The 25730-nt window shown below is 67.3% G+C and carries 28 protein-coding genes; 21 read left to right on the forward strand and 7 right to left on the reverse strand.

The genetic code is table 11. The features are described 5' to 3' along the window. Positions 1-1061 (forward strand): FHIPEP family type III secretion protein (locus OXR00_RS14455; RefSeq protein WP_267388992.1); only part of this gene is annotated, 1061 nt, incomplete at its 5' end. Beyond that, positions 1058-1804: a FliA/WhiG family RNA polymerase sigma factor gene (locus OXR00_RS14460; protein ID WP_267388993.1), complete on the forward strand. Its 747-nt coding sequence runs from the start codon at positions 1058-1060 to the stop codon at positions 1802-1804. The genes OXR00_RS14455 and OXR00_RS14460, both read left to right, overlap by 4 nt. A gap of 467 nt (positions 1805-2271) precedes the next feature. On the opposite strand, the gene OXR00_RS14465 is transcribed toward OXR00_RS14460, so the two are convergent. Together OXR00_RS14465 and OXR00_RS14470 are read right to left on the reverse strand one after the other, a co-directional pair. Next, positions 2272-3093 (reverse strand): flagellin, encoded by an 822-nt coding sequence (locus OXR00_RS14465; protein ID WP_267388994.1) that lies wholly within the window; start codon positions 3091-3093, stop codon positions 2272-2274. 259 nt (positions 3094-3352) lie between these two features. After that, a complete protein-coding gene (locus tag OXR00_RS14470) occupies positions 3353-4174 on the reverse strand; it encodes a flagellin (RefSeq protein ID WP_267388995.1) in 822 nt (273 codons plus the stop codon). Positions 4175-4467: 293 nt separating this feature from the next. Here OXR00_RS14470 and OXR00_RS14475 point away from each other — a divergent pair, with 293 nt between their 5' ends. The 18 genes from OXR00_RS14475 to OXR00_RS14560 all read left to right on the forward strand — a co-directional run bounded on the left by OXR00_RS14475 (position 4468) and on the right by OXR00_RS14560 (position 20929). Beyond that, positions 4468-5772 carry a sigma 54-interacting transcriptional regulator gene (locus OXR00_RS14475; RefSeq protein ID WP_267388996.1) on the forward strand — a complete coding sequence of 435 codons (1305 nt, stop codon included), beginning with the start codon at positions 4468-4470 and terminating at the stop codon, positions 5770-5772. Then, entirely contained in the window at positions 5769-6119 is a 351-nt protein-coding gene (gene fliE / locus OXR00_RS14480; protein WP_242148476.1) for a flagellar hook-basal body complex protein FliE, read from the forward strand. Before OXR00_RS14475 ends, fliE begins: the two co-directional genes overlap by 4 nt. 3 nt (positions 6120-6122) lie before the next feature. Then, entirely contained in the window at positions 6123-7865 is a 1743-nt protein-coding gene (fliF, locus tag OXR00_RS14485) for a flagellar basal-body MS-ring/collar protein FliF (protein WP_267388997.1), read from the forward strand. Further along, positions 7862-8875 carry a flagellar motor switch protein FliG gene (gene fliG, locus OXR00_RS14490; RefSeq protein ID WP_242148479.1) on the forward strand — a complete coding sequence of 338 codons (1014 nt, stop codon included), beginning with the start codon at positions 7862-7864 and terminating at the stop codon, positions 8873-8875. The genes fliF and fliG overlap by 4 nt, the downstream gene beginning before the upstream one ends. After that, positions 8868-9641: a FliH/SctL family protein gene (locus OXR00_RS14495; protein ID WP_267388999.1), complete on the forward strand. Its 774-nt coding sequence runs from the start codon at positions 8868-8870 to the stop codon at positions 9639-9641. The genes fliG and OXR00_RS14495 overlap by 8 nt, the downstream gene beginning before the upstream one ends. Next, on the forward strand, positions 9641-10966 hold the full coding sequence (locus OXR00_RS14500; RefSeq protein ID WP_267389001.1) for a FliI/YscN family ATPase: 1326 nt from the start codon (positions 9641-9643) through the stop codon (positions 10964-10966). Before OXR00_RS14495 ends, OXR00_RS14500 begins: the two co-directional genes overlap by 1 nt. 10 nt (positions 10967-10976) lie before the next feature. Beyond that, positions 10977-11402 carry a hypothetical protein gene (locus OXR00_RS14505; RefSeq protein WP_267389002.1) on the forward strand — a complete coding sequence of 142 codons (426 nt, stop codon included), beginning with the start codon at positions 10977-10979 and terminating at the stop codon, positions 11400-11402. A 73-nt stretch (positions 11403-11475) separates the two neighbouring features. Beyond that, positions 11476-13788, forward strand: a complete 2313-nt coding sequence (locus OXR00_RS14510; RefSeq protein ID WP_267389003.1) for a flagellar hook-length control protein FliK — start codon at positions 11476-11478, stop codon at positions 13786-13788. A 14-nt stretch (positions 13789-13802) separates the two neighbouring features. Further along, positions 13803-14402 carry a flagellar basal body-associated FliL family protein gene (locus OXR00_RS14515; protein ID WP_242148489.1) on the forward strand — a complete coding sequence of 200 codons (600 nt, stop codon included), beginning with the start codon at positions 13803-13805 and terminating at the stop codon, positions 14400-14402. Between the two features lie 6 nt (positions 14403-14408). Then, entirely contained in the window at positions 14409-15356 is a 948-nt protein-coding gene (locus OXR00_RS14520; protein ID WP_267389006.1) for a FliM/FliN family flagellar motor switch protein, read from the forward strand. Beyond that, entirely contained in the window at positions 15353-15643 is a 291-nt protein-coding gene (gene fliN, locus OXR00_RS14525; protein ID WP_242148494.1) for a flagellar motor switch protein FliN, read from the forward strand. Before OXR00_RS14520 ends, fliN begins: the two co-directional genes overlap by 4 nt. Positions 15644-15650: 7 nt before the next feature. Continuing rightward, the gene (locus tag OXR00_RS14530) at positions 15651-15911 is read left to right on the forward strand and encodes a flagellar biogenesis protein (protein WP_267389010.1); all 261 of its coding nucleotides are present in this window, start codon (positions 15651-15653) and stop codon (positions 15909-15911) included. Beyond that, on the forward strand, positions 15908-16774 hold the full coding sequence (gene fliP / locus OXR00_RS14535) for a flagellar type III secretion system pore protein FliP (RefSeq protein WP_267389012.1): 867 nt from the start codon (positions 15908-15910) through the stop codon (positions 16772-16774). Before OXR00_RS14530 ends, fliP begins: the two co-directional genes overlap by 4 nt. Positions 16775-16778: 4 nt before the next feature. Continuing rightward, positions 16779-17048: a flagellar biosynthesis protein FliQ gene (gene fliQ / locus OXR00_RS14540; protein WP_242148499.1), complete on the forward strand. Its 270-nt coding sequence runs from the start codon at positions 16779-16781 to the stop codon at positions 17046-17048. After that, a complete protein-coding gene (gene fliR / locus OXR00_RS14545) occupies positions 17045-17824 on the forward strand; it encodes a flagellar biosynthetic protein FliR (RefSeq protein WP_242148501.1) in 780 nt (259 codons plus the stop codon). Before fliQ ends, fliR begins: the two co-directional genes overlap by 4 nt. After that, complete coding sequence (locus OXR00_RS14550) at positions 17824-18957, forward strand: flagellar type III secretion system protein FlhB (protein WP_267389016.1); 1134 nt, start codon at positions 17824-17826, stop codon at positions 18955-18957. The genes fliR and OXR00_RS14550 overlap by 1 nt, the downstream gene beginning before the upstream one ends. Before the next feature lie 65 nt (positions 18958-19022). Further along, on the forward strand, positions 19023-20534 hold the full coding sequence (fliD, locus tag OXR00_RS14555) for a flagellar filament capping protein FliD (RefSeq protein WP_267389017.1): 1512 nt from the start codon (positions 19023-19025) through the stop codon (positions 20532-20534). Next, positions 20531-20929, forward strand: coding sequence for a flagellar protein FliS (locus OXR00_RS14560; RefSeq protein WP_242148509.1), 399 nt, complete (start codon positions 20531-20533; stop codon positions 20927-20929). Before fliD ends, OXR00_RS14560 begins: the two co-directional genes overlap by 4 nt. Positions 20930-20935: 6 nt before the next feature. Here the strand turns inward: OXR00_RS14560 and OXR00_RS14565 are convergent, their stop codons facing one another. Genes OXR00_RS14565 through argH form a run of 4 tightly spaced genes read right to left on the reverse strand, consistent with a single transcriptional unit; the run spans position 20936 to position 24587 of the window. Beyond that, positions 20936-21691, reverse strand: a complete 756-nt coding sequence (locus OXR00_RS14565) for an NAD(P)-dependent oxidoreductase (protein ID WP_267389133.1) — start codon at positions 21689-21691, stop codon at positions 20936-20938. Beyond that, positions 21688-22950 (reverse strand): diaminopimelate decarboxylase, encoded by a 1263-nt coding sequence (gene lysA / locus OXR00_RS14570; RefSeq protein WP_242148510.1) that lies wholly within the window; start codon positions 22948-22950, stop codon positions 21688-21690. The genes OXR00_RS14565 and lysA overlap by 4 nt, the downstream gene beginning before the upstream one ends. Positions 22951-22962: 12 nt before the next feature. After that, a complete protein-coding gene (locus tag OXR00_RS14575; RefSeq protein WP_242148512.1) occupies positions 22963-23202 on the reverse strand; it encodes a hypothetical protein in 240 nt (79 codons plus the stop codon). After that, positions 23199-24587, reverse strand: coding sequence for an argininosuccinate lyase (argH, locus tag OXR00_RS14580; protein ID WP_267389020.1), 1389 nt, complete (start codon positions 24585-24587; stop codon positions 23199-23201). The genes OXR00_RS14575 and argH overlap by 4 nt, the downstream gene beginning before the upstream one ends. On the opposite strand from argH, the gene OXR00_RS14585 reads away from it, so the two are divergent. Continuing rightward, a complete protein-coding gene (locus tag OXR00_RS14585; protein ID WP_267389021.1) occupies positions 24586-25224 on the forward strand; it encodes a TlpA disulfide reductase family protein in 639 nt (212 codons plus the stop codon). The two genes, argH and OXR00_RS14585, sit on opposite strands and share 2 nt — an antisense overlap. A 40-nt stretch (positions 25225-25264) precedes the next feature. On the opposite strand, the gene OXR00_RS14590 is transcribed toward OXR00_RS14585, so the two are convergent. Further along, on the reverse strand, positions 25265-25729 hold the full coding sequence (locus tag OXR00_RS14590) for a RidA family protein (RefSeq protein WP_242148518.1): 465 nt from the start codon (positions 25727-25729) through the stop codon (positions 25265-25267). Position 25730 lies beyond the last annotated feature (1 nt).

Consider the following 25730-nt stretch of genomic DNA (forward strand, 5'->3'; position numbering starts at 1 on the left):
ATGGAGAGATCGGCTGGGACGAGGTGACCGACGCGATGCAGGTCAATCTCGATATCGGCTATGGCCTCGTGCCGCTTGCCGACGAACGGCGCGGTTCGCCCTTGATGGCGCGGATCACCGGCGTGCGGCGGCAATTGTCTAAGGATCTCGGTTTCGTGGTGCCGCAGGTGCGGGTGCGCGATGACATCAACCTTGCGCCGTACACCTACCGCATCGTCGTCGGCGGTGTCGTCGTCGGCGAGGACTCTGTGTCGCCTGACGAGATGTTGGCGCTCGATACCGGGCAGGCGGTCGGCGAGTTGCGCGGCAAGAAGGCCAAGGACCCGACCTTCGGGCTGGATGCGGTGTGGATCGCGACCGGCGATACCGATGCCGCCACCGGCGCGGGGTATCTGGTGGTCGATCCCGGCACGGTAGTCGCCACGCACCTCAACCACCAGCTCGCCAGCCATGCCTCCGAACTGCTCGGCCCCGATGAGGTGCAGTCGCTGCTCGATGGCCTGAAGGAACGCGCCGCCAATCTCGTCGCGGCGCTGTCGCCCAGCCCGCTGCCGCTCACCACGCTCACCGAGGTCCTGCGCGGCCTGCTTGCGGAGAACATACCTTTGAAGGAATTCCGCCGGATCGCCGCGGCGATCGCCGTCGCCGCGCAGAAGTCGCTCGACGCGGACGAGATCATCGAACTGATCCGCCCCGAACTCGGCGGGCTCATCATCTCGAAACTGTGCGGCGTGCGCGAGCCGCTGCGGGTGATGACGCTGGAGGGGCAACTGGAAGGCTTGCTCGGCCAGGCGATGCGCGCCGATACCGCGCGCCGCCACACGATCGAACCCGATCTCGGCCGCCGCATCGTCGATGCGCTGCAACGCGCCGCGCAACCGCTGATCGCCGAGGCCAAGCCGTTCGCGCTGGTCGTGCAGCCGTCGATCCGCGTCGCGATCCGCAAGCTGGTGCGCACCTGCCTGCCCGACACGCCGGTGATGAGCTTCTTCGAGGTGCCCGAGGAGAAGGCGGTCGAAGTCGTCGCCGTGATCGGCGCACCCGGGGCGCTGCCGGCATGAGCGCGCTGCCGATGCGACAGGCGTTCGCGGATGCGACGCCGCTCACCTATGCGCCGGGCGCCGCGCGCGACGTGTCCGCGCTGGCGCGCAAACATATGCCGCTGGTGCGACGCATCGCCTGGCACATCCACGGCAGCATGAGCAGCGTGGTCGAGGTCGAGGATCTCGTCCAGATCGGTCTGGTCGCGCTGGTCGAGGCGGCAGGCGCTTTCGAGGAACGTGGGGCGGTGCCGTTCGAGCAATATCTCGTCACGCGCGTGCGCGGCTCGATGATCGATGCGTTGCGCCGTCAGGCCACCCTCACGCGCGGTGCGATGCAGCGGCGGCGGTTGTACCAGCAGACACTCGCGGCGATGACGACTGAGCTCGGCAAGGCGCCAAGCGAAGCCCAAATCGCGGAGCGGCTGGGCGTCACGCCCGACAAGATGCGGATCGATTATGCCGCCGCCGAGGCGGTGCGGTTCGAGCCGATCGACGACGTCTATTCGGACGAGGGCCCGTGGTTCGCGAGCGAAGAGCCCGATGCGTTCGAGCAGCTTGCCGACGCGGATCTGCGCACCGCGCTGGTCGGCGCGATCGCCGCGTTGCCGGAGCGTGAGGCGCAGGTGGTGCAGCTTTACTATGTCGAGGAACTGAACCTCGAGGAAATCGGGCAAGTGCTCGGCGTCGGCGCGGCGCGAGTCTGCCAGATCAAGAAGTCCGCGCACGATCGGCTGAAGAAGGCGCTCGCGCGGCGGGTTTGAGCGGGCTGCGGCCCTGCGGAGCCGGATCAGCGTTTCGCGCCGGGCCGGGAACACGGCTATGCGCCGTCGGTGATACTGTCGCGGCGCTTGGCTGGAGCGACCACGAAGCCCGGCGCTGCGTCACGCGACGTCCAGCCGGCGACGATAGCCGGCATCAGCAACAATCTTATGTCGAGTTCGTGATCGCAGCGTCGCCGGCGTGCACGACGCGCCAACGCAGAGTTTCGACTCCGCATGGCCAAAGCCCAGCGTTAAGCGTTGCGCCGAGGTAATTGATCTCGCCGTGCGGACCGGCCCGGTGCTGCATCGGGGAAGGGCCGAGCAGGAGACACGGGGCTTACACACCCAAACACACAAACCCCGGCAGCCTCGCGGCCACCGGGGTTGTGCATCGCTCTCGTAATCTCGAAAGCGCGCGTGCGGCTCCAACACCCGAAGGGGGCGGTGCCGAAGCCTTCGCTTGGTGCTTACTGGAGCAGCTTCATCACGCTCTGGGTCGACTGGTTCGCCTGCGCGAGCATCGCGGTCGAGGCCTGGGTGAGGATCTGCGCCTTGGCGAGGTTGGTCGACTCGGTCGAGAAGTCGGCATCCTGGATGCGGCTCTGCGCGTCGGACAGGTTGGTCGAGTTGGTGGTGAGGTTGTTCACCGCCGAGGTCAGCCGGTTCTCCGTCGCGCCGAGGCTGGCGCGCGCGGTTGCGACGGTGGCGATGGCGGTGTCGTAATTGGCCAGCGTCGCGCTCGCCACCGAGGCGCCACCGCTGACGACCTTCGCGAGATTGGTGTCTGTGGTCAGTTTCGGCAGCGTCATGGTGACGCTGTCCGAAGCGTTGGCGCCGGCCTGGATGCTGACCACGCCAGCGCTTCCGGCAGAACCGTCGAACAGGTTTTTGCCGTTGAACTGGCTGTTGGTCAGTACGGTGCTGATCTGGCTGGCGAGTGCGTCCTGCTCGAGCTTGATGTTCGACAGGTCGCTGGTCGAATAGGTGCCGTTGGCGGACTGTACCGTCAACTCACGCATGCGCTGAAGCATATTGGTGACTTCGTCGAGCGAGCCTTCCGCCGTCTGCGCCATCGAAATGCCGTCGTTCGCGTTGCGAATGCCCTGGTTCATGCCAGTCACCTGCGACTGCATGGACGTGGCGATGGCAAGGCCGGCGGCATCGTCCTTGGCGGAGTTGATGCGCTTGCCGGTCGACAGCCGCTCCTGCGCGGTCTGCAACATCATCGAGGCTTTATTCGAGGCGCTCGACGAGCGCAGCGCGGAAATATTGCTGCCGATAACAGTCATGGTTCGTGTCTCCATTACCCGACGTGACCCCGCCGCCCCCTGGCGGAGGGCTGAGCCGTCGAGACCAGAAACGACCGGTTCGAAATCGCCTTAAGCGAAAACTGCAGGTGCTGTTCCACCGATGAAGACCCCGACGGCAAAGCCGCCGGGGTCTCGCGCGATCCCGCGCCGGATACGCTGGCGCGTGGAGGATCGCTTGCCGGCCCCGGTACGCCCGGGGGATGCGTGCCGAACACGGCCGGCAAGTCTGATGCCGCTTTTACCGCAGCAGCGACATTACGCTCGACGTCGACTGGTTCGCCTGCGCGAGCATCGCGGTCGACGCCTGGCTGAGGATCTGCGCCTTGGCGAGGTTGGTCGATTCGGTCGAGAAGTCGGCGTCCTGGATGCGGCTCTGCGCGTCTGCCAGGTTGGTCGAGTTGGTGGTGAGGTTGTTCACCGCCGAGGTCAGCCGGTTCTCGGTCGCGCCGAGGCCCGCGCGCGTCGTGCCGATCTTGGCGATCGCCGAGTCGTAGTCGGTGAGGCTTGCCCCCGCCACCGACGCGCCGCTTGCCACGACCTTGGCGAGGTCAGTGTCGGTCTTGAGGTTGGCGAGGTTCAGCGTGACCGTGTCGGACGCATTGGCGCCGGCCTGGATCGTCACCGCGCCGGCGCTGCCGGCCGTGCCGTCGAACAGGTTCTTGCCGTTGAACTGCGTGTTGTTGACGACGCTGGTGATCTGCGAGGCGAGCGCGTCCTGCTCGGTCTTCATGTTGGCGACGTCGCTGGTCGAATAGGTGCCGTTGGCCGACTGGACCTTCAGCTCGCGCATGCGCTGGAGCATGTTCGTCACCTCATCGAGCGAACCTTCGGCGGTCTGCGCCATCGAGATGCCGTCGTTGGCGTTGCGGATGCCCTGGTTCATGCCGGTGATCTGCGACTGCATCGACGTCGCGATGGCGAGGCCGGCGGCGTCGTCGCGCGCCGAGTTGATGCGTTTGCCGGTCGAGAGGCGCTGCTGCGCGGTCTGCAACATCGACGAGGCCGAGTTCGAGGCGCTGGCAGCGCGCAGCGCCGCGACATTGGTTCCGATGACGGTCATTTGCTAAAACTCCATTGCCGCTTCACCGCCCCCACCCGATGCGGAGAGCCAAGCTGACAAGAGGAGAAACGGCAGGACCTTGCCGAGCTTTAGGCGAAAAAATGCCGGTCGGCGGCGATGCCTTGCCGGTTGCCGTTTTTTGCCGGGCAAACCTCCGAACTGGCGGCAACCGTTCTACGCGGGCGCGCCCGGAAATAACGCGGAAGCGCGGAAATATCTTGCCGGGCGGCAAAGTGCTTAACCGGTCGTTTACCAGAATTGACGCATTTCATGTCCCGTCAAAGGGGAAGTTCATGCGCTCCATCGTTCCGTCGGCCGCCGTGCTCCGGCAGAAATTCACGCTCGTTTCGTCGCTGCGCGCGCAAGGGTTCAATGTTGCCGCTGCCGGCGGCAAGCCGCAGCCGGGCGAAATCTATCTCGTCGCGGACGGCGAACCGGTCGCTGCGCCGGCGCGCACCGTGATCCTGGGCGAGGACGGCCGGTACGTGACCCCGTCGCGCGATGGTGCGCCGGCGCGCGTCGGGTATGACAGCAGCGATGCGGCGGTCGGCAACGCCTTCGTACGGGCGCTGGTGGCGGAAGCCGAAGCGCCGACCGCCGCCGATCCCGAGAGCCTCGCGCTGTATGCGCTGGCCGAGCGGGTCGCGCAGGCGGACATCACCGTGCTCATCAACGGCCCGACCGGCACCGGCAAGGAGGTGCTGGCACGTACCATCCACCTCGCCTCGGAACGGCGCGACAAGCCGTTCGTGGCGATCAACTGTGCGGCGCTGCCCGAGGCGATGCTGGAGGCGATGCTGTTCGGCCACCAGAAGGGCGCGTTCACCGGTGCATCGTCGGGCGGCGAGGGGTTCTTCCGCGCGGCGCATGGCGGCACGCTGCTGCTCGACGAGATCGCCGAGATGCCGATCCAGCTTCAAGCCAAGTTGCTGCGGGCGCTTCAGGAACGCGAGGTGGTGCCGATCGGCGCATCGGTGCCGATCCCGGTCGACGTACGCGTGATCGCCTGCGCGAACCGCGACTTGCAGGACGAGGTGGCGGCGGGCCGGTTCCGCGCCGATCTCTATTACCGCCTGTCGGTGTTCCCGCTCACCACCAAGCCGCTGGCCGATCGCCCGCAGGATATCCCTGCGCTCGCCGCAACCTTGGTGCTGCGCCATGCCGGCAACCGCAAGACGGTGCCGTGGCTTGACCCTTCCGCGATCGCGTTGCTGATGGATCACGCTTGGCCCGGCAACGTACGTGAGCTGGAGAACGTGATCCAGCGCGCGCTGTTGTTCGCCGGCGGCGACACGATCGCGGCACAGCACATCCTGTTCGATCGGCCGAGCGCGCCCACGAATCCGACGCCCGTGCCGGTCATCGCCTTTCCGGTCGCGCAGGGCGAAGCGCCAGCACAGCCGGCGACGCTCGGCAACATTGTGCAGATGCATGAGTTCCAGGCGATCCGTGACACGCTGGCGGCGTGCGGCGGCAGCCGGATCGAGACGGCGCGGCGGCTCGGCATTTCCGAACGCACATTGCGCTACCGCCTCGCCAAGGCGCGCGAGCAGGGTGAGGACATCACCGGTGCACATGCCCGGGTGATGAGCGCATGACCGCGATTTCCGGCGCGATGGGTGTCGATCGGGTGATGGCGCTCCGATCGCAGATCCTCGAACGCAATCAGGCGCTGTCCCGCGCGAGTGCCACCGACGCGGCGGCGCCGGCGACGGAGGCCAAGTCGGCGAGTTTCAGCTCGACGATGGAAGACGCGCTGAAGGCGGTCAACCAAGGCCAGAACGACGCCGCCAAGATCAGTGAATCCTACGAACGCGGCGAGACGGTCGACATCGCCAAGGTGATGCTCGCCCGCCAGCAGGCGTCGGTCGGCTTCGAGGCGACGCTGCAGGTCCGCAACAAGATCCTGTCCGCTTACAAGGACATCATGAGCATGCCGGTATAAACGATGAGCAACGCTCTTACCCCCCCCAATCAGACGATTGCGAACCCCGTCGCCGCGCTCGTGCCGGAACGCTTCGCCAACCCGCTGCGGCAGATGCAGGGTCTCCTCGCGCAGCCTGCGGTTCGGCGCAGCCTGCCGATGGCGATGCTGGTCGGCCTCGTCGTCGCCGCCGCGCTCGCGTGGCTGATGCTCGCCACGCCGACGCAGAAGACGCTGTTTCAGGCACTGCCCGATGCCGACAAGGCATCGGTGACGGCAGCGCTCGATGCCGCCAACATCAAGTCGCATATCGACGGCGGCACCGGCGCGCTGACCGTCAACGAGGATGATTATTCGCGCGCGCGTATCCTGCTCGCCGGACAAGGCCTGCCCAAGGCGGCGCCGGGCGGGTACGCGATCCTTGACCAGTTGCCGATGGGCGTGTCGCGCGCGGTAGAAGGCGAGCGGCTGCGGCAGGCGCGCGAGACCGAGCTGGCGCGCTCCATCCAGGAGATCGACGCGGTAGCCGAGGCGCGCGTGCATCTCGCCATGCCGGAAGCCTCCGTCTTCGTGCGCGACAATGCCGCGCCTTCGGCTTCGGTCATCGTCAAGCTACAGCCGGGCCGCTCGCTCGGCGATGCGCAGGTGTCGTCGATCGTCAACCTCGTCGCTTCGTCGGTGCCGGGGATGAAGCCGGATGCGGTGACGATCGTCGATCAGATGGGCGGGCTGCTTACCAAGGGCGATCAGAGCGCCGCTGGTGCCGCTACTGACGAGCGCGTGCGGTTCCAGCGTACCGTCGAGGAGAAGTACCGCGCGCAGGTGATGCAGTTGCTCACGCCTTTGGTCGGCGCGGGCAATTTCACCACCGAGATTCAGGCCGATGTCGATCTCGACGAGACGCAGGCGACGCGTGAAAGCTACGACAAGACCGGCACGCTCCGCGCCGAACAGGGCCAGTGGACCGGCAACCAGAAGGATACGGCCGCGCCCGGCGGTATTCCCGGTGCGCTGTCGAACACGCCGCCGCCTGCATCGCAACTGAGCGTGCCGCAGCCGCAGCCGACCCCGGCGGCGGGGGCCGCACCCGGCGCGGCCACGCCCGGCGCGACGACGACGCCCGGCGGCCCGATCACCGATGCGATGAAGCAGAGCGACCAGTTCGCCCGCGCCTATGATCTTGGCAAGGAAGTGTCGGTGACGCGCGGTGCGCCCGGCGGCATCAAGCGGCTGTCGGTGGCGGTGCTGCTGCGCGATCCCGATGGCGCCAAGCCGCGCTCGGCAATGGAGATCCAGCAGATCACGCAACTGGTGCGGACGGCGGTCGGCTTTGACCAGAGCCGCAACGATCAGGTCGTCGTCATCAGCCGCAAGTTTGCCGGCTCGGCCGAACTCGACGCCAAGCAGCCGTGGTACGATGCGGGCTGGCTGCCGGTGATCGCCCGCAACGTTACCGCCATCGTCATCGCGCTGCTGGTGCTGTTCCTCGGCGTGCGCCCGCTCGCCAAGGCGCTGCTCAAGAAGCCTGAAGCTGCGATCGATCCGGATGCGAGGCTGGCGGTGCGCGCCGATGGCACGCCAACCGACGGCGGGGTCGATGAGGAAGGCGAGGTCGTCATGCCGGCCGCGCCGGTGTCGATCGGCGAGTTGGAGAGTGCGGTCAATTACGACGACCGGATCGACATGGTGCGCGGCTTCACCCGCGACAACCCGGCGCGCGCGGCCCTGGCGGTGCGCGACATGATCAGGGCGGATGCGAAATCATGAATGCGATGACCCCTATGCGCACCTATACCGGTGTCGAGCGTGCCGCCGTGCTGATGATGCTGGTCGGCGAGGAAGAAGCCGCCGCCATCCTGCAGAAGCTCGAGCCCGAGGAAGTCCGCCAGCTCGGCAAGGCGATGTTCGCGGTGGCGGACGTGAGCGAGGCCGAGGTGGAGAGCGTGCTCGACGATTTCATCGACAAGGCGCGCGAGCGTACCACGATCGGCTTCGATCCGCGCCCCAAGATCGAATCGGTGATGACCAAGGCACTCGGCCGTGAAAAGGCTGACAGCGTGCTGGCGCGGATCGTGCCGGCGCAGGATGCCTGCCAGATCGACCTGCTCGACTGGCTCGACGCGCCCGAGATCGCCGCGACGATCGAGAAGGAGCATCCCCAGATCGCCGCCGTGCTGATCGCCAACCTCGATCCCGCCGTCGCAGCGCAGGTGCTTGAGTTGCTGCCCGATGCGGTGCAGCCCGACATCCTGCACCGGATCGCGCGGCTCGGGCCGATCACGCCGGAGGCGGTCGATACCCTGCGCACCGTGCTCGCCAAGCGTTCCGGCAAGACCCAGGGCGGCGCCGGCGTCACGCTCGGTGGCACCAAGGAGGCGGCGAAGATCATGTCGTCCGCGCGCAAAACCACCGAGCAGCGCGTGATGCCCAAATTGTTCAAGATCGACCGAGAGGTCGCCAAGGCGATCGAGGAGGCGATGTTCGTGTTCGACAACCTGCTCGACCTCGACGACAAGAACCTCGGCACGCTGATCCGCAACATCGACGGCGATGTGCTGACCCGCGCGCTGAAGGGCGTGGACGAGGCGGCGCGGAACCGTTTCCTGGGCTGCATGTCGGCGCGCGCCGCCGACGGTATTCGCGACGAGATGGAATCGCGCGGGCCGATGAAGCTCTCCGAAGTCCTGGAAGCGCAGAAGGTCATCATCCAGATCGCGCGCAATCTCGCCAAGGACGGCACGATCCAGATGGGCGGAGGCGAGGACGATTATGTCTAACTTCATCTCCGGCCTTGCTACCGCGCGTCACGATGCCCTTGGCGAAGCGTTGCAACGCGCGTTCGATGTCATGCCGGGCTTTGCGGCGGCGGAAGCGCGCGGCATCGCGGCGGCATATACCGCCGCCTTTACCGGGCGTGACGAGGCGGTCGCACACGCCGCCTCCACGCCGGACGGTCCACGTCATTTCTCACCAGCCGACCCCGCCGCCGATCCGACCGAGGGCTGGGACCCGTTCGAGCCGGAGGCCGAGCCCATCGGCCCGAGCCTCTTCGTCGATCCGGTCGAAGTCGCGCGGAGTGCCGGTTATGACGCCGGATATGCCGATGCGCTCGCCGAGGCGCGCGCGGTAGCCGATCGCGACCAGACGCTGCTGGCGCAGCTCGGCGCGGCGTTGCAGGCGGGTAGCCGGCTTGACCGCGAGGCAGTGGCGCGCCGGCTGCGGCAGACGGTGCTGTATCTCGTCACGCAACTGGTCGGCGAGATTGGCGTCGCGCCGGAGCGGCTCGCCAAGCGGATCACCGCCGCCACCGACCTGCTGAGCGACCAAACCGAATCGGCTATGCTGCGCGTCAACCCCGGCGACGTCGCGCTGCTGGAGGGCAAGCTGCCGGCCAGTGTGTTCGCGGTCGGCGATGCTGGCGTCGCGCGCGGCAGCTTCGTGCTCGAGGCCGCCTCGACCATCGTCGAGGACGGGCCGGAACTGTGGCTCGAACAGCTTGCGCACGCGATCGAGCGGGTCGCCGTGCCGGGGGATGAGGCCTGATGCTCAACCGATTTACCGGCGATTACCTCGAATCGCTCGGTCTTGCCCTCGATCCCGCGCCGAAAGTGTCGGGGCGGCTGGCGTCGTATGACGGGCTGCTGATGGAGGCGGTCGGACTGTCATTGCCGGTCGGGACGGTGTGTCAGATCGGCGCGAAAGGCGTGGGCGTCGAGGCCGAGGTGATCGGCTTCCGGAACGGTCGTACCTTGCTGATGAATCTTGGTGGCCCCGCGCCTTTGTTGCCGCAGATGCCGGTGCGACCGATCGGCGAACCGGGCGAGGCGGAGGTCGGCGCGGCGCTGCTCGGGCGGGTGCTCGACGGTGCGGGCAAGCCGATCGACGGGCTTGGCCCGATCCGGGGCGCAGCGCGCTGGCCACTGGCGGGCAAGCTGCAAAGCCCGCTCGATCGTGGCCGCGTGCTGCAGCCGCTCGACGTCGGCGTGCGGGCGATCAACGGATTGCTGACGGTCGGGCAGGGGCAGCGGATCGGCATCATGGCGGGATCGGGCGTCGGCAAATCGGTGCTGCTCGGCATGATCGTGCGCGCCGCCAAGGCCGACGTGATCGTGATCGGACTGATCGGCGAGCGCAGCCGGGAAGTGGCCGACTTCCTCGAAACCAAGGTAGCGGGGGACGCGCGTAAACGCGCCGTCGTGGTCGCGGTGCCGGCCAATCACTCGCCGGTATTGCGCATCCGTGGGGCTTTGCGCGCAACCGCGATCGCTGAGGCGTTCCGCGCCGAGGGCAAGCAGGTGCTGCTCATCATGGACAGCCTTACCCGCGTGGCGCACGCCGGGCGTGAGATCGGCCTGGCGCTGGGCGAACCGGCATCGGCGCGCGGCTATCCACCCTCGGCGATTGCGATGCTGCCCAACCTGATCGAGCGTGCCGGCACCGACGTGCACAGCGGCGGCTCGATCACCGCGATCTACACGGTGCTGGCGGATGGTGACGACGGCAACGACCCGGTGGTGGATTCGGCGCGCTCGATCCTCGACGGACATATCGTGCTATCGCGCGCGCTCGCCGAGCGTGGCGTGTATCCCGCGATCGACATTGGTCCCTCGGTGAGCCGGGTGATGACCGACATCACGCCAAAGCCGCACCAGCAGGCGGCGCGGACGCTCCGGCGACACCTCGCCACTTATGAGGAGAACCGCGACCTCGTGCTGATGGGGGCGTATCGTGCCGGAGCGGATCCGGCGATCGACGCGGCGCTCGCGTGTCATCCCGCGATCATGGAATATGTGAAGCAGGACCCGGATGAGATGGTGCCGCTTGCCGATGCTGTGGCGGAACTGACGGGCGTTTTCGGTGACGGTTAGGCTGCGTTGAATGGCCGATAAGAAGAAACTCGAACGCCTGCTGCGCGTCCGCACGTTGCAACTCGGCCTGGTGCGCGCCGATGAGGCGCAGGCGCACGCCCGCGTCGCCAGCGAGGCGAATCTGCGCGCGCGCATCGCGCAGCTTGCCGGCGACGTCGCGCCTACGCCAAGTCCGACGCCGACCGCCGGTGTGTCGCTCGTCGCGGCCGCGCACTTCCGCGAGCGGCTGCACCATAGCGCCGAAGCCGCCGAGGGCCGCGTGCGCGCGGCGCAGGCGGTGGCGGCCCGCGCGGCCGAGGCGACACGCGAAGCCAAGCGCGACCAGAGCGCGATCGAGAAGCTGATGGAGCGTGCCGCCGCCGAGGCCGCGCTCAAGGAGATCCGCGCCCTGGAAGCTGCACCGCCGTCGCGCAAAATCCGGCACGATCCTTGCTGATCCACGCCCGAGCGCCTGCGGGCGTGGAGTATCCGGGGGATCAATGGTCGCGCTTTCGCCTGTCAGTCAAACTATGTCCGCGCTTGCCGATGGTCGCCGCGCGCCGCGTGGGGATGCGGATGGCAGCTTCGCGCTGGCGATGGCCGCGCTGAGCGGTGGTGATGACGACGGCAACCTGATCGCACTGCCGCAGCGGCAAGACGAAGCCGACGGCGGCAAGGACTTGCCGGGTATCGTCGCTGATCCTGCCGCCCCGGCGATGCTCGAATCGCTGCGGTGGTCGCCTGCCGGGCTGTCGCCGGTCGCGCCGGTGACGATCTCGGAGGGTATGGCAAAGCCGACGCCGGCCGCCGACACGCCTGGCGCGCCGGCGCCGGTCGCCCCGCAGCCGGCGATCGTCGCGCGCGATCCCGTGTCGGACGACACCGGCATTTCCGTCAGCGCGCGTAAAGCGGCGGTAAGCGACGCCGCGCTTCGCGCCAAGTTACCCGATCTATTGCCAAACGCGCGGTTCACGGCGGTCACGCCGGCGGCGGTCCCGGCGGATAGCGCGAAGCCGGCACCGGCCGACCTGCAGCCGGCGATCGTCGTGCGCGATCCCGTCTCGGATAACACCGGCATTTTTGTCAGCGCGCGTAAGGCGGCGGTCGCCGCCGCCGCGGTTGGCACCAAGTTACCCAATCTATTGCCAAACGCGCGGTTCACGCCGGTCGCGCCAGCGGCGGTCCCGGTGGGTTTCGACAAGCCAGCGCCGGCTGCCGACACGCTTGGCGCGCCGGTGCCGGCCGGCCTGCAGCCGGCGATCGTCGCGCGCGATCCCGTGTTGAGCGACACCGGCATCCCTGAAATGGCTGCTAAGACGGTGATCGGTGACGCCGCGCTTCGCGCCATGCCATCTGACATGTCCCACGCCGCCGATCACAGTGCGGCGCTGCACGTCGCGGTGGCGTCACAGGGCCAGCCGCAGCCTGCGCGGGGCGCCACGCCGACGGTTGCCGTCGACGTCGCCGCGCTTGGCACGGACCCGACGACGCATGAGGATCGCAAGAAGGCGGCTGCCGATACAATCGTTCCACAAACAGGGCTAACCACCGAAATCGCGTTGCAGAACGTATTGCAGCCGACCGGCGACACCCGCCATGTGCCGCTCGATCTAGGCGACGATACCGGTCTGCCAAAGATGATCGACCATATCGAAACGCTGCGGGACGACGCGGATGCGAACGACACGCACATCGGCCTGGCGCCCGAGGCGCTCGGCGGGGTGGATGTGGCGGTACGACGCTCGGGCGATGCCGTGCACGTGCAATTCACCACCAAAACCGAGACCACGCGCGCGCTGCTTACCGAGGCGCAGCCGCGTCTGGTCGAGCTCGCGGATCAGCGCGGCGTGCGGATCGCGGGCGCTAGCGTGGATAGTGGCACCGACGGCACGGGTAGCGAAAGCAGGCGGCAGTCCCAGCCACAGCGCCCGGCTAGCCCCTCGCCCCTCGACCCTCGACTGTTGTGGTTGCCTACCGGGCTGTTGCCAAATGCGCCGGTCGCGCCAGCGGCGGTCCAAGTGGGTATCGCCAAGCCGGCGCCGGCCGCCGGCGCGCTTGGCGCGCCGGTGATGGCCGACCTGCAGTCCGCGATCTTCGCGCGCGATCCCGTTTCTGGGGGCATCGGCTCTTCCGACGTAGCGAATACAGCGGTGCTCAGTGACGCCGCGCTTCGCGCCACGCCATCTGACCTGTTTCGCGCCGCGGATCACGGCGCAGCTCTGCACGTCGCGGTGGCACCGGTGGCGATACAGGCCCAGCCGCAGCCTGCGCGAGGCGCGATGCCGACAGTTTCTGTCGACGTTGCCGCGCTCGGCATGGATCCGATCAGGCATGACGATCGCAAGAAGGCGGCTGCCGATCCAATCGTTCTACAAACAGGGCTGACCACCGAAGTCGCGTTGCGGAACGTGGTGCAGCCGACTGGCGAGACCCGCCATGTGCCGCTCGATCTGCGCGGAGATACCGGTCTGCAAAAGATGATCGACCATATCGAAACGCTGCGGGACGACGCGAATGCGAACGACACGCACATCCGGCTGGTGCCCGACGCGCTCGGCGGGGTGGATGTGGCGGTGCGACGCTCGGGCGATGCCGTGCACGTTCATTTCACCGCCGAAACCGAGGCCACGCGCGCGCTGCTCACCGAGGCGCAGCCGCGTCTGGTCGAGCTCGCGGATCAACGCGGCGTGCGGATCGCGGGCGCAACCGTGGATAGCGGCACCGGCGGCGCGGGTAGCGGAAGTGGGCAGCAGCCCCAGCCGCAGCGCCAGGCTCCAGCCACCGCCAATGTTTTCATTCCCACCACAATCGAGGGAGACGGCGAAGATGCCCGGCTCGCCTGACAGGAGCTTGACCGATGAGTGACGCAAAGGCCGACGACAAGGCGCCCAAGAAGAAGGGCGGCATGATGAAGATGCTGATGTTGGGCGTCGGACTGCTGGTGCTGGTCGGTGGCGGCGTGGCGGGCGGCTTGTTCGCGGCGAAGGCCGGGTTCTTCGGCGGCGCTGCGGCGCGGGCCGAGCCGGCCGGCCCCAAGCTCGTTCCCAAAAGCGAGCAGAAGCGCGTCAGTGCGAGTGGCGACGCAAAGGAAGGTGGATCGAGCGGCAACGCACCCCCTACGGGCGAGGGCGGCGACAAATACGCATCAAATTACTACGCTATGGACAAGGAGTTCACCTCCAACCTCCAGGACAGTACGCATTTCATCCAGGTCGGCCTCGCAGTGTCGACGCCGTACGACGACAGCGTGATCGCGAATTTGAAAACCAACGAGATCGCGGTGCGATCGGCGATCCTGATGGCGCTTGGCGACACGACCGAGGAGCAGGTGTTCACCAGTGCGGGCAAACAGCAGCTCCAGAAGCGGCTGGCCAAGGCAATTAACGATACATTGCAGCAAAAAGAGGGATTCGGCGGGATTGGTAACGTCTACTTTACCAATTTTGTTGTTCAGTGAAGATGCATGGTTAACGGCTCTTCACCCCTGACAACCGAACGGCGCGAGCGATCGCGTGCGGCGGATCACGGCGCTTTGGGGTCGGCGAACCTCAACCCGTTCGGCGATCTGCACACGTTGCAGCATCTCTCCGCGCGGCTGGCGCGAGGGTTGCGCGGGGTGCTGGAGCCGCTGCTCCGCCGGGAGCTTCGCACCTGGGCGGAGCCGCTGGTGGTGCAGCGTTTCACCGATTACCGCGCCGAGCGGCCGGACGGGCTGACCGCGTGGCAGCCGCTGGCGATGACGTCGGTGCGGGGCGCGGCCGGACAGGCGCTCGCCGTATTCGACGGGCGGTTCGTGCTGGAACTGCTCGACCTGTTCTTCGGCGGCACCGGCAGCGCGCCGGCCGAGATGCCGAGCGAGTTCACCCCAGCCGCCGAGGCGCTGGTCGCGCGCATCGGCGACATGCTCGCCGAGCCGCTGCGGCAGGCGTGGGAGCCGCTCGCCAGGCTTGAGTTCGCCGCCGGAGATCCAGAGGCGAACCCCTCGCTTATCCACGATTTCGATGGCGACGATGCGGTCGTCGTCACGCGCTTCGGGCTCGCCTCGGGGCGCGAGAAGCCGATTTTCATCGATCTGCTCTATCCGGTGTCGGGCCTCAAACCGTTCGCGCTGTCGCTGACCGGCAAGGTTCACGGCAAGACGGCCGAGCCCGACCCGACGTGGCGCGCCGGTCTGACCCGCGCGGCGATGAACGTGCGTTTTCCGATCCGCTCCGTGCTGGCCGAGCCGATGATCTCGCTCGCGGTGCTGATGGAATTGAAGGCGGGTGACGTCATCCCGATCAGCGTCGGCGCGGAAGTGCCGGTGATGGTCGGTGGCGACTGCCTCGGCACCGGCACGGTCGGCACCTCCAACGGCAAGGCGGCGATCCGCCTCAACACCCTTCGCGCATTTCACGAGGAAGACCAATGAACGACATGACCGGCGCCTTTGCCGCCGAGGCGAGCGTCGCCGCCAACTTCCGGCTGTTGCAGGATGTCGACGTCAAGCTGACGGTCGAGATCGGCTCAACCAGCCTGACACTGCGCGAACTGCTGGCACTCGGCGAATCGAGCGTGATCGAGCTCGATCGCCACGCCAACGAACTGCTCGACGTGCTGGTCAACGGCACGCTGATCGGGCGCGGCGAGGTGGTGACGGTGGGCGACCGCTTCGGCGTGCGGATGACCGAACTGGTCTCCCCGGACAAGCGGGCCTGATCCAGTCATGATGTGGTCCTACATCCTCAAGCTCGTCATCCTGTTGCCGCTGGTATGCGGCCTGTTGGTCGGCTGCCTGTACCTGTGGCGCAAACTCGAATCGCGGATGCCGGGCCAGCCCGCCAACCGGATGCTGGCGGTCAAGGAGACGATGATGATCTCCCCCACCGTCAAGCTCGCCGTGCTGGAGTTCGAGGGGCGCAAGCTGCTCGTCTCGGTCAGCCGCGCGGGCGTGGCGCTGGTGGATCGCGGGGACGTGACCAAATGAGCGTGACGGTGACGCGCAAGGGCAAAGGGCCGGCGCTGTTCAAGACGGCGGCTCCGGCGCGCAAGGGCGGACTAATCGCCAAGCTGCTGCTGGTCGTGCTCGGCATGGTGTTCACGCTGATCGTCGCGCATCCCGCCTTTGCGCAAACGCTGCCGGCGGTGACGCCGCCCGCCGTCCCCGGTGCCGGCGATGCGGTCGATCATGCGCTGAAGGACCTTGGCGGCGGCAATGCGCCGCTCGCGCTGTCGCTTCAAATCCTCATCATCATGGGGCTGCTGACGGTATTGCCCGGCATCCTGCTGATGATGACGAGCTTCACGCGCATCCTCATCGTGCTGTCGATCCTGCGGCAGGCGCTGGGGCTGCAACAGACCCCGCCCAACCAGGTGCTGGTCGGCCTCGCCATGTTCCTGTCGTTCTTCGTGATGGCGCCGGTCATCAACGAGATGAACACCACCGCGATCCAGCCCTACGCCGCCAGCCAGATCAGCGCGACCGAGATGATCAAGCGCGCCGCCGTGCCGCTGCACAGCTTCATGGCGAAACAGACCCGCAAGAAGGACATCACCATGTTCGCCGGCATCGCCAAGAGCGGGCCATATCAGAGCGCCAACGACATTCCCTTTTCGGTGCTGCTGCCGTCGTTCATCACCAGTGAGCTCAAGACCGCGTTCCAGATCGGCTTCCTCGTGTTCCTGCCGTTCATCGTCATCGATCTCGTCGTCGCGACGGTGCTGATGGCGCTCGGCATGATGATGCTGTCGCCGACGATCATCTCGCTCCCCTTCAAGCTGCTGCTGTTCGTGCTGGTCGATGGCTGGGCGCTGACGATGGGCAGCCTCGCCAATTCGTTCGTGAGTTGAACCAATGGACGCTGATTACTTCCTCACCGTCGCGAACCAAATGATGTGGGTGATCGCGCTCGCCTCCGCGCCGATCCTGGTGCCGGCGCTGCTTGCCGGCCTTATCACCGGCATGGTCCAGGCGGCGACCTCGATCAACGAGGCGACGCTGTCGTTCGTGCCCAAGCTGATCGTGGTCGGCGTGGCGATCGCGATTTTCGGCGGGCTGATCCTTGGCCTCATCAGCGATTTCACGATCAGCATCTTCGAGCGGATCCCAGACCTCGTACGATGAGCCAGCTTGGGTTCGGCCTTTCGATCGAACCGCAGCTTTGGGCGCTGCTGTTCGTGATGATCCGCATTGGTGCTGCGTTCATCGCCGCGCCGGTGTTCAGCGCGGTGTCGATCCCGCTAATCGTGCGCGTGTCGCTGTCCGGCGCGATCGGCGTGCTGGTGCTGGCCGCGCACCCGGTGACGCCACCGGCCAACATCTTCTCGGCCGTAACCATTCTTGCCGTGCTGGCGGAGGCTTTGGTCGGCCTCGCGATCGGCTTCGTGTTGCAGATCGCGTTCGCCGCGCCGACTCTCGCCAGCGAGTTGATCGGCACGTCGATGGGGATCAGCTTCGCGAGTGCGATCGATCCGCAGAACGGCCATTCCACGCCTGCGCTCGGCCAGTTCTTCTCGATGATGCTGACGCTGTTGTTTCTGGCGATGAACGGCCACCTCGTGCTCGTCGAGTTGCTGGTGCGGAGTTACACGGTGCTGCCGCCCGGTCATGCCTGGCTGACGCCGGCGCAGCTTGAGAATATCGTGTTCTTCGGCGGCTATATCTTTGCGGCGGGGCTGTTGCTGGCGCTGCCGGTCGGCTTCCTGCTGTTCTGCCTCAACCTGATCGTCGGCATGGTGTCGCGCTCCGCACCGGCGCTCAACCTGTTCGCGATCGGCCTACCCGCCAGCCTGCTGGTCGGGGTGATCTCCCTCGCGATCGCGTTCCCGGCGATGGGTGATTACATGCAGGTCATCATCGACGAGGCGCTCCGCGCGATGCAGACCTTGGTGCTCGGCTGATGGCGGAGGATGCCGGCGAACGGACAGAAGCACCAACCGCAAAGCGCAAGAAGGACGCGGTCGAAAAGGGCGACGTCCTCCGCTCGCGCGATCTCGCCACCGCACTGGTGATCCTCGCCGGCTGCGGCTGGCTGATGCTGTTCGGCCCCTCGCTGGTGGGCGCGTGCAAGGGCGTGATGACCGCCAGCCTCGCCTTCGGTCGCGCTGACATCGACGATTTCGAACCGTGGCGGCCGCTGGAGGCGAGCGGCTGGCAACTCGCGCCCGCGCTGATCTCGCTGTTCGCGATGACGATCGTCGCGGCGATCGCCAGTTCGGCGGGGTTGGGCTCGCTGCGCTTCAACGCCAGCCTGTTCGCGCCCAAGCCAGCGCGGATGAACCCGGCCTCCGGCCTCGCGCGCATCCTTGGGCCGAAGGGGTGGATCGAACTCGGCAAGTCGCTGCTCAAGGTCGCGCTGCTCGGCGCGATCGGCGTGTATATGCTGTGGTCGGTCCGCTCGACGTCGATCGCCTTGGTGTCGTCCGATTTCGCCACGGCGATCGGCGCGCTCGGCGGCACGTTCATGGGCATCTTGTTCGCGATGGCGTTCGGGCTGGTGCTGATCGCCGGCGTAGACGTGCCGATCCAGATCATCCAGCTGCTCGGCAAACTTCGCATGTCGAAACAGGAGATCAAGGACGAGAACAAGGAAACCGAAGGCTCGCCCGAGGCCAAGCACGCTTTGCGCACCCGTCAGCATCAGATGGCGACGCGGAGTATGCGCAAAGCGGTGAGCGAGGCGCATGTCGTGCTGACCAACCCGACCCACTTCGCGGTCGCCTTGCGCTACGACAGCGGCAAGGATCAGGTGCCGGTGGTGGTGGCGAAGGGGCGCGGCGTCACCGCGCTGGCGATCCGCGAGCTGGCGGCGGAGGCGCGCGTGCCGGTGCTGGAATACCCCTCGGTCGCGCGCGCGGTCTACTACACCAGCCGCGAGGGGCAGGAGGTGCGCGACGATCTGTACCACGCGATCGCGACGATCCTGGCGTTCGTGTTCCGGCTCAACACGCAAGCCGGCGGCACCGCACCCGCGCCGCATGTGCTGGTGCCGCCGAGCGCACGCTTCGACGAGAACGGCGTCAAGCAGGGGTGAGAACACCGCTAAGCTTTCGCCGCCGCCGGTCGTTCTACGATGGAGTACGATACCGGGAGTAAAGCGTGACCACGACGACGAGCAGCACCAGCTCGACCAGTACGGCGAGCACGACGAGCTCCACCAGTTCGACGTCGAGCAGTTTCAACGGTTCCTCGATCGTTCAGACGCTCGGCGGCGGGTCGGGAATCGATACCGGTGCGCTGGTCGATTCGCTCGTGCAGGCATCGTTCGCCGCCAAGAACGCCACGCTGAAGACCAAGGAAGACGCGCTCACCACGCAGATCTCCTCGATTGCGCAGTTGCAGAGCGACATGACCGGTTTCGCTTCCTCGCTCGACGCGCTGGTGAAAGGCGGTACGCTCGCCGCGCAGCCGACCAGCACCAACAGCAGCGTGCTCACCGCGACCGCGCTGTCGGGTGCGAAGCTCGCGAACCTGTCCGCCACGGTCGAGGTCGACCGGCTCGCCACCGCACAATCCGCGATCAGCAACACGACGTTCGCCAGCCGCACCGCCACCATCGGTACCGGCACGCTGACCATCACGCTCGGTACCGCCACCGTCGCGAATGGCGCGATGAGCGCGTTCACCGCCGGCAGCGCGGCCGCGATCAACGTGACGATCGACGACAGCAACAACACGCTCGACGGCATCGCCAAGGCGATCAACCTTGCCAAGACGGGCGTCACCGCCAGCGTCATCACCGATGTCGACGGAACCGCGCGGCTCAGCATCAAGGGTGCGACCGGCGCCGCCAGCGCCTTCACCGTGTCGGGAGATTCGACCGCGCTCCAGCAGTTCAACGTCGGGGTCAATCCGAGCGGCACGACGATCAACAGCGCCGCCGGCAACGCCCAGCTGAAGCTGGACGGCGTCAGCGTAGAGCGTGCCAGCAACACCGTGTCGGACCTGATCGACGGCGTGCAGTTGAACCTCGCCTCCGCGTCGATCGGCAATCCAGTGACGCTCGGAGCCACGCAGCCGACCGCCGCGATCAAGCAGGCGATGAGCGATTTCGTCACCACCTACAACCAGATCCAGACCGAACTGAAGACGCAGCTCGACCCAATCACCGGGCCGCTCAAGAACGACACCGCCACCAACGCGCTGTGGCAGTCGCTGCGCGGGCTCACGCTGTTGCCGATGTTGCGGAACCAGCCGGCCGGCACGCCGACGACGCTCGCCGAGTTGGGGGTGGCCACCAATCGCGACGGTTCGCTGACGCTCGACACAACGCAACTTTCCAGCGCGATGACCAACTATCCCGATGCGGTTGAGGCGATGTTTTCGACCGGCGTGCTGTCGAGCGGCGACGGCCTCAACGCCGCGTTCCAGTCGATCACGCTCGCGGCGCAGAGCAGCACCTATGGTCTCGCCGCCAGCACCAAGACCTATACCGCCGCCAAGACGACGGTCACCACCGCGGAGACGCAGGCGACCACCGATGCGGCGACGATGAAGACGCGGCTGACCCAGCAGTTCGCCGCAATGGATTCCAAAGTCGCCGCGTACAAATCCACCCAGACCTTCCTCAGCGCGCAGATCGCGGCGTGGAATGCGCAGAGCAACGGATGATGTACGCGACGACGTTGGGGCGCGACCCGGAGGCGATGTACCGGCAGATCGACGTGGTCGGCCGCGCCGGCGGTGCCGACGGCCCGGCGCTGGTGCAGTTGCTCTATGAAGAACTGGTGCGCGCGCTGCGCAGCGTCGCGTGGGCAGTCGAGGCGCGCAACCTGGAGATGCGCAGCCGCAAGGTGACGCAGGCCACCGCGATCCTGTTCGCGCTGGAGGCGGGGCTGGACTTCGATGCCGGTGGCGATGTCGCAAAGACATTGTCACGGGTGTATGCGGGTGCGCGGAAAACGATCATCGACGCCAGCATCGGCCTCGATCCGGCGCCGTTCCGAAGCGTGGCCGACACGATGGAAGACATTGCCGAGGCATGGCGATCGGTGCGCGCGCAGTAACGCACGCTAGCGCGTGACGATCACCGTCAGCCCGGGATGTTTCTCACTGGGCGGCGCATCCATTCGCGACGCATCGGCGCGGGCGCGGGCGAGAATGGCCTCGGGCGCGTCGCCGTCCGCCACCACCCGCTCCGCTTGCGCGAGCCAGCGCGCCTCGCGCAACGTCAGGTCGTCGGGATCATCCGAACGCAGCCGGATGTGCACGGTGCCTCCGCTGGCCCGCGCCGCCTGATCGAGCCAAGCGTCCACGCCGGCGTTCGCCGCCAACGGATCGAGCGCGCCACCTTCCGCAAACGCCGCACCCAGCGCCATGCGGCGCGCGCCGGCATCGGGGAAGCGAACGCGGATCGCGGCGCGGGCGGCGAACAGCGCCTCGGCAAGTCGCCCGAGCGTCGGCGGCAGCAGCGCCTCCAATCGCTGGCGCAGCGCCGCGGCCAGCCCCGCCGAGACGCCGCCGGTGCCGATCGCGACGATCACCGGCGAGCGATCGACGATCGCAGGCAGCGTGAAATCGCACAAAGCCGGCCGGTCGACCGCGTTGACGAGGATGCCGCGCGCCTTCAGCCGCGCGACCGTCGCGTGCGCCTCCGCATCATCCTCGATCGCTACGATGGCGAGGGCCGCCGTCCCGTCCTCGCCGACCAGTACCGCACCGGCGCGCTCCAGCAGGCGGCGCTTGGCCGCCGCAGGTTCGCCGCTCCCCACCAGCATCACCGCCCGACCGCGCGCCGCGACGAAGATCGGCAGGCTCGCGAGCGTCACGCGGTCAGCCACTCCGGCAGGCGTTCGGCGGCGAGGATCGTCTCGGGCTGGATACGGTCCGCCACCACCGCGTAACGATCGCCACTGACCAGAACTTCGGGTACCAAAGCCCGGCTGTTGTACGTGCTCGCCATCGTCGCGCCATAGGCGCCGGCGGTGCGGAAGATCGCGAGATCGCCCGACTTCACCACGTCGATGTCGCGCGCCATCGCGAACGTGTCGCCGCTCTCGCACACCGGACCGGCGATGTTGGCGGTCATGCGTTCGCCAGTCGGGCGCACTGCTTCGAAATCGTGCCACGCGTCGTACATCGCCGGGCGGGCGAGGTCGTTCATCGCGGCATCGACGATCACGTACGGATTGGTGACGCCGGGCTTGACCCAGATCACCCTGGTGAGCAGCACGCCCGAATTGCCCGCGATCACGCGGCCGGGTTCGAACATCAGCGTCACGTCCCAACCATCGGTGACGCGCGCGACCATCGCGCCGTATGCCTCGGGGCTGGGGAACACGTCGCCCGCCTTGTACGGCACGCCGAGACCACCGCCGAGATCGACATGGGTGATCGTGTGCCCGGCGCCACGCAGCTCCGCGACCAGCGCGCCGATGCGGCGATAGGCTGCCTCGAGCGGGGCAAGGTCGGACAACTGGCTGCCTATGTGGATCGCCACGCCGCGCAGGTTGAGGCCCGGCAGGCCGGCCAGCCGGTCGAAGATCGCGCGCGCCTCGCTGATCGGCACGCCGAACTTGTTCTCCGCCTTGCCGGTCGAGATCTTGGCATGCGTGCCGGCGTCGACATCCGGGTTCACGCGCAGCACCGCTTGCGCGACCGTGCCACCGGCGGCGGCGATCTGCGCAAGCACGACGCCCTCCTCCTCAAGCTCGAGGTTGAACTGGCCAAGCCCGACATCGAGCGCCTTGGTCAGTTCGCCCACGGTCTTGCCGACGCCCGAGAACACGATGTCCGATGCCGGAATGCCCGCCGCGATCGCACGCGCGAGTTCGCCGCCCGACACCACGTCCGCACCGTAGCCGGCGTTGGCGAGCAACCGCAGCACGGCAAGATTGGGATTGGCCTTGATCGCATAGGCGAGGTGCTTGCGCTTTACCCCCGCAAGGCCGGCGCGGAACACCTCGGCCTGGCGCGTGAAGGCGCTGGCGGAATAGACGTAGACGGGCGTGCCGACCTCCGCCGCGATGCGCTCCAGCGACACGCCTTCGCAGTGCAGGGCGCCATCGACCAGCGCGAAATGATCCATCGGGTTTGCCGTTCAGTTGTGGGGTGGAAGGTCGAACTCGTCGCCGCGTCGGGTATCCGATTTCTTGAGCAGTTCGTCGCTGCGTTCGGGGCGTTCCTGGCTCGACGGGGTGAGCAACTGCGTCGCGGTCGGCGTGGTGCGCGCGCCATAGGGGGTGACGAGCGGCTTTTGCGTGCTGGTCGGGCGCAGATCGTTGGCGGCGCCGCAGCCGCCGAGCATTATCAGCACCGCGAGAGGAACGAGCCGCTTCATGCCAGCGTCTCCCGCGCTGCCGCGATCGCCGCGCGGACACGCGCGGGCGCGGTGCCGCCGAAGCTGGTGCGGCTGGCGACCGAGGCATCCACCGACAGCACGCCGAACACGCGATCGTCGATGCGCGCGTCGATCGCCTTGAGGTCGTCGAGCGGGATCGCATCGAGCGCGATGCCGCGTTCCTCCGCCAGCTTTACCGCGCGACCGGTGATGTGATGCGCCTCGCGGAACGGGATGCCGCCCTCGCGCACCAGCCAGTCGGCAAGATCGGTCGCGGTCGAGAAGCCGGCCTCGGCGGCGGCGCGCATGCGGGGCGTGCGGAACGTCGCGCTTTCCACCATCCCGGTCATCGCCGCGATCGATAGCCCGAGCAGATCATGCGCCTCGAACACCGGCGGCTTGTCGTCCTGCATGTCCTTTGAGTACGCCAGCGGCAGGCCCTTCATCGTCACCATCAACGCGGTGAGGCAGCCGATGATCCGACCGCTATGCCCGCGTACCAGTTCGGCGGCATCCGGGTTGCGCTTCTGCGGCATGATCGACGAGCCGGTTGACCATTGATCCGACAGCGACACGAAGCCGAATGGCTGCGACGCCCACAGGATGAACTCCTCGGCCAGCCGCGACAGGTGCAGCGACACCTGCGCGGCGGCGGTGAGATATTCGATCGCAAAGTCGCGGTCGGACACGGCATCGAGCGAGTTGCGCGTCGGCCCGTCGAACCCCAGTGCGGCGGCAGTCATGTCGCGGTCGATCGGGAAGCCGGTGCCGGCGAGCGCCGCCGAGCCAAGCGGGCTGCGGTTGCCGCGCGCGCGTGCGTCTGCAAAGCGGCTGCGGTCGCGCGCGGTCATCTCGAAATAGGCCATCAGATGATGACCGAGCGTGACCGGCTGTGCGCTTTGCAGATGGGTGAAGCCGGGCATTACGCTGTCCGCATGTTCCTCGGCACGGGCGAGCAGCGCGAGCTGGAAGCCCTTCAGTGCCGCATCGACCTGATCGATCGCATCGCGCACCCACAGCCGGAAATCGGTCGCGACCTGATCGTTGCGAGAGCGTGCGGTGTGCAGCCGCCCCGCTACAGGTCCGATCGCCTCGGCGAGCCGTGCCTCGCTCTGCATGTGAATGTCTTCGAGGACCATATCCTCGGCAACACCATTTGCCTCGTAATGCGCAGCGACGGTGTCGAGCCCGGTGGCGATCGCCTCGGCATCCTCTGCCGCGACGATACCGGTCCTGCCCAGCATCGCGACATGCGCCTTTGATCCGGCGAGATCCTGACGCCACAACCGCTTGTCGAACGGGATCGAGGCATTTATCTCGCGCATGACCGCCGCGGGCCCTTCCGCGAAACGGCCGCCCCACATCGCATTGGATGCGTCCTTCATGTCCTTACGCTCGACGATCGTGCTGCTCCCTGCCGTGGCGCTGCTAGGCTTGGCCGCTTGCGGCGATAAGCAAGACTCCACCCGGGGGCAAGCCGTCCCGAAGGCGGACCCCTCGGCGACCCCCGCCGCGCTGCCCGCCGCCGCGCAACCGGGAGCTGACGACAATACGACGTCCGCGCCGAAGGAGGGTGAAAAGGTGCCGGTCGACACGATCGGCACGATCGACCGCAGCCACAAGGGCGAGGCCGCACCCACCGTCAGCTTCGTCGACGCGCACGACACGCCGATGACGATCGGCTCGTTCAAGGGCAAGCCGGTGCTGGTGAACCTGTGGGCGACATGGTGCGGCCCGTGCGTCGCGGAAATGCCGACGCTCGACAAGGCGGCAGCGGGGATGCGCGTGGCCGCGATCAGCCAGGACAAGGACCGTGCGGCGGTGAGCGCGTTCTTCCTCAAGAACGGCTTTCGCCACCTCGAACCCTATCTCGATGCGAAGGTCGGCCTGAGCATCGCCTTCAACGCCAGCCTGCCGACCAGCATCCTGTACGATTCGACCGGTCACGAAGTGTGGCGCATGGTCGGCGGCATGGATTGGACGACGCCGAGCGCACAGGTGCTGCTGGCCGAGGCCAAATAAGCGGGCCGCCCCGGCTCCGCGCCGGGGCGATCCTGTACGATCAGTCGGCGAGTTTCACGATCGCGTCGACCTCGACCACCGCGCCGAGCGGCAGGACGGGCACGCCGACCGCGCTGCGGGCGTGCTTGCCGGCCTCTCCGAACAGCGCGACCATCAGCTCGGACGCGCCGTTGGCGACCTTGGGCTGATCGGTGAAGTCGGCCGCGGAATTGACGAACACGCCGAGCTTCACGATCCGCTCGACGCGGTGCAGACCGCCCAGTGCAGCCTTGATCTGCGCGACGACCATCAGCGCGCACTTCTGCGCGGCGTCCGCGCCATAGGCGGCGTCGCGATCCTCACCAAGCCGGCCGGTCATCAGCGCGCCGTTATCGAACGGAAGCTGGCCGGAAACGTGCAGCATGCCGCCCGCTTCGACCGTGGGAACATAGGCCGCGACCGGCGCGGCGGCGGCGGGCAGGGTGAGGTTCAGTTCGGCGAGCTTGCGGTCGATAACGTCGGTCATG

This window comes from Sphingomonas sp. GC_Shp_3 (genome assembly GCF_026540945.1).
In the GTDB taxonomy this organism is placed as follows: domain Bacteria; phylum Pseudomonadota; class Alphaproteobacteria; order Sphingomonadales; family Sphingomonadaceae; genus Sphingomonas.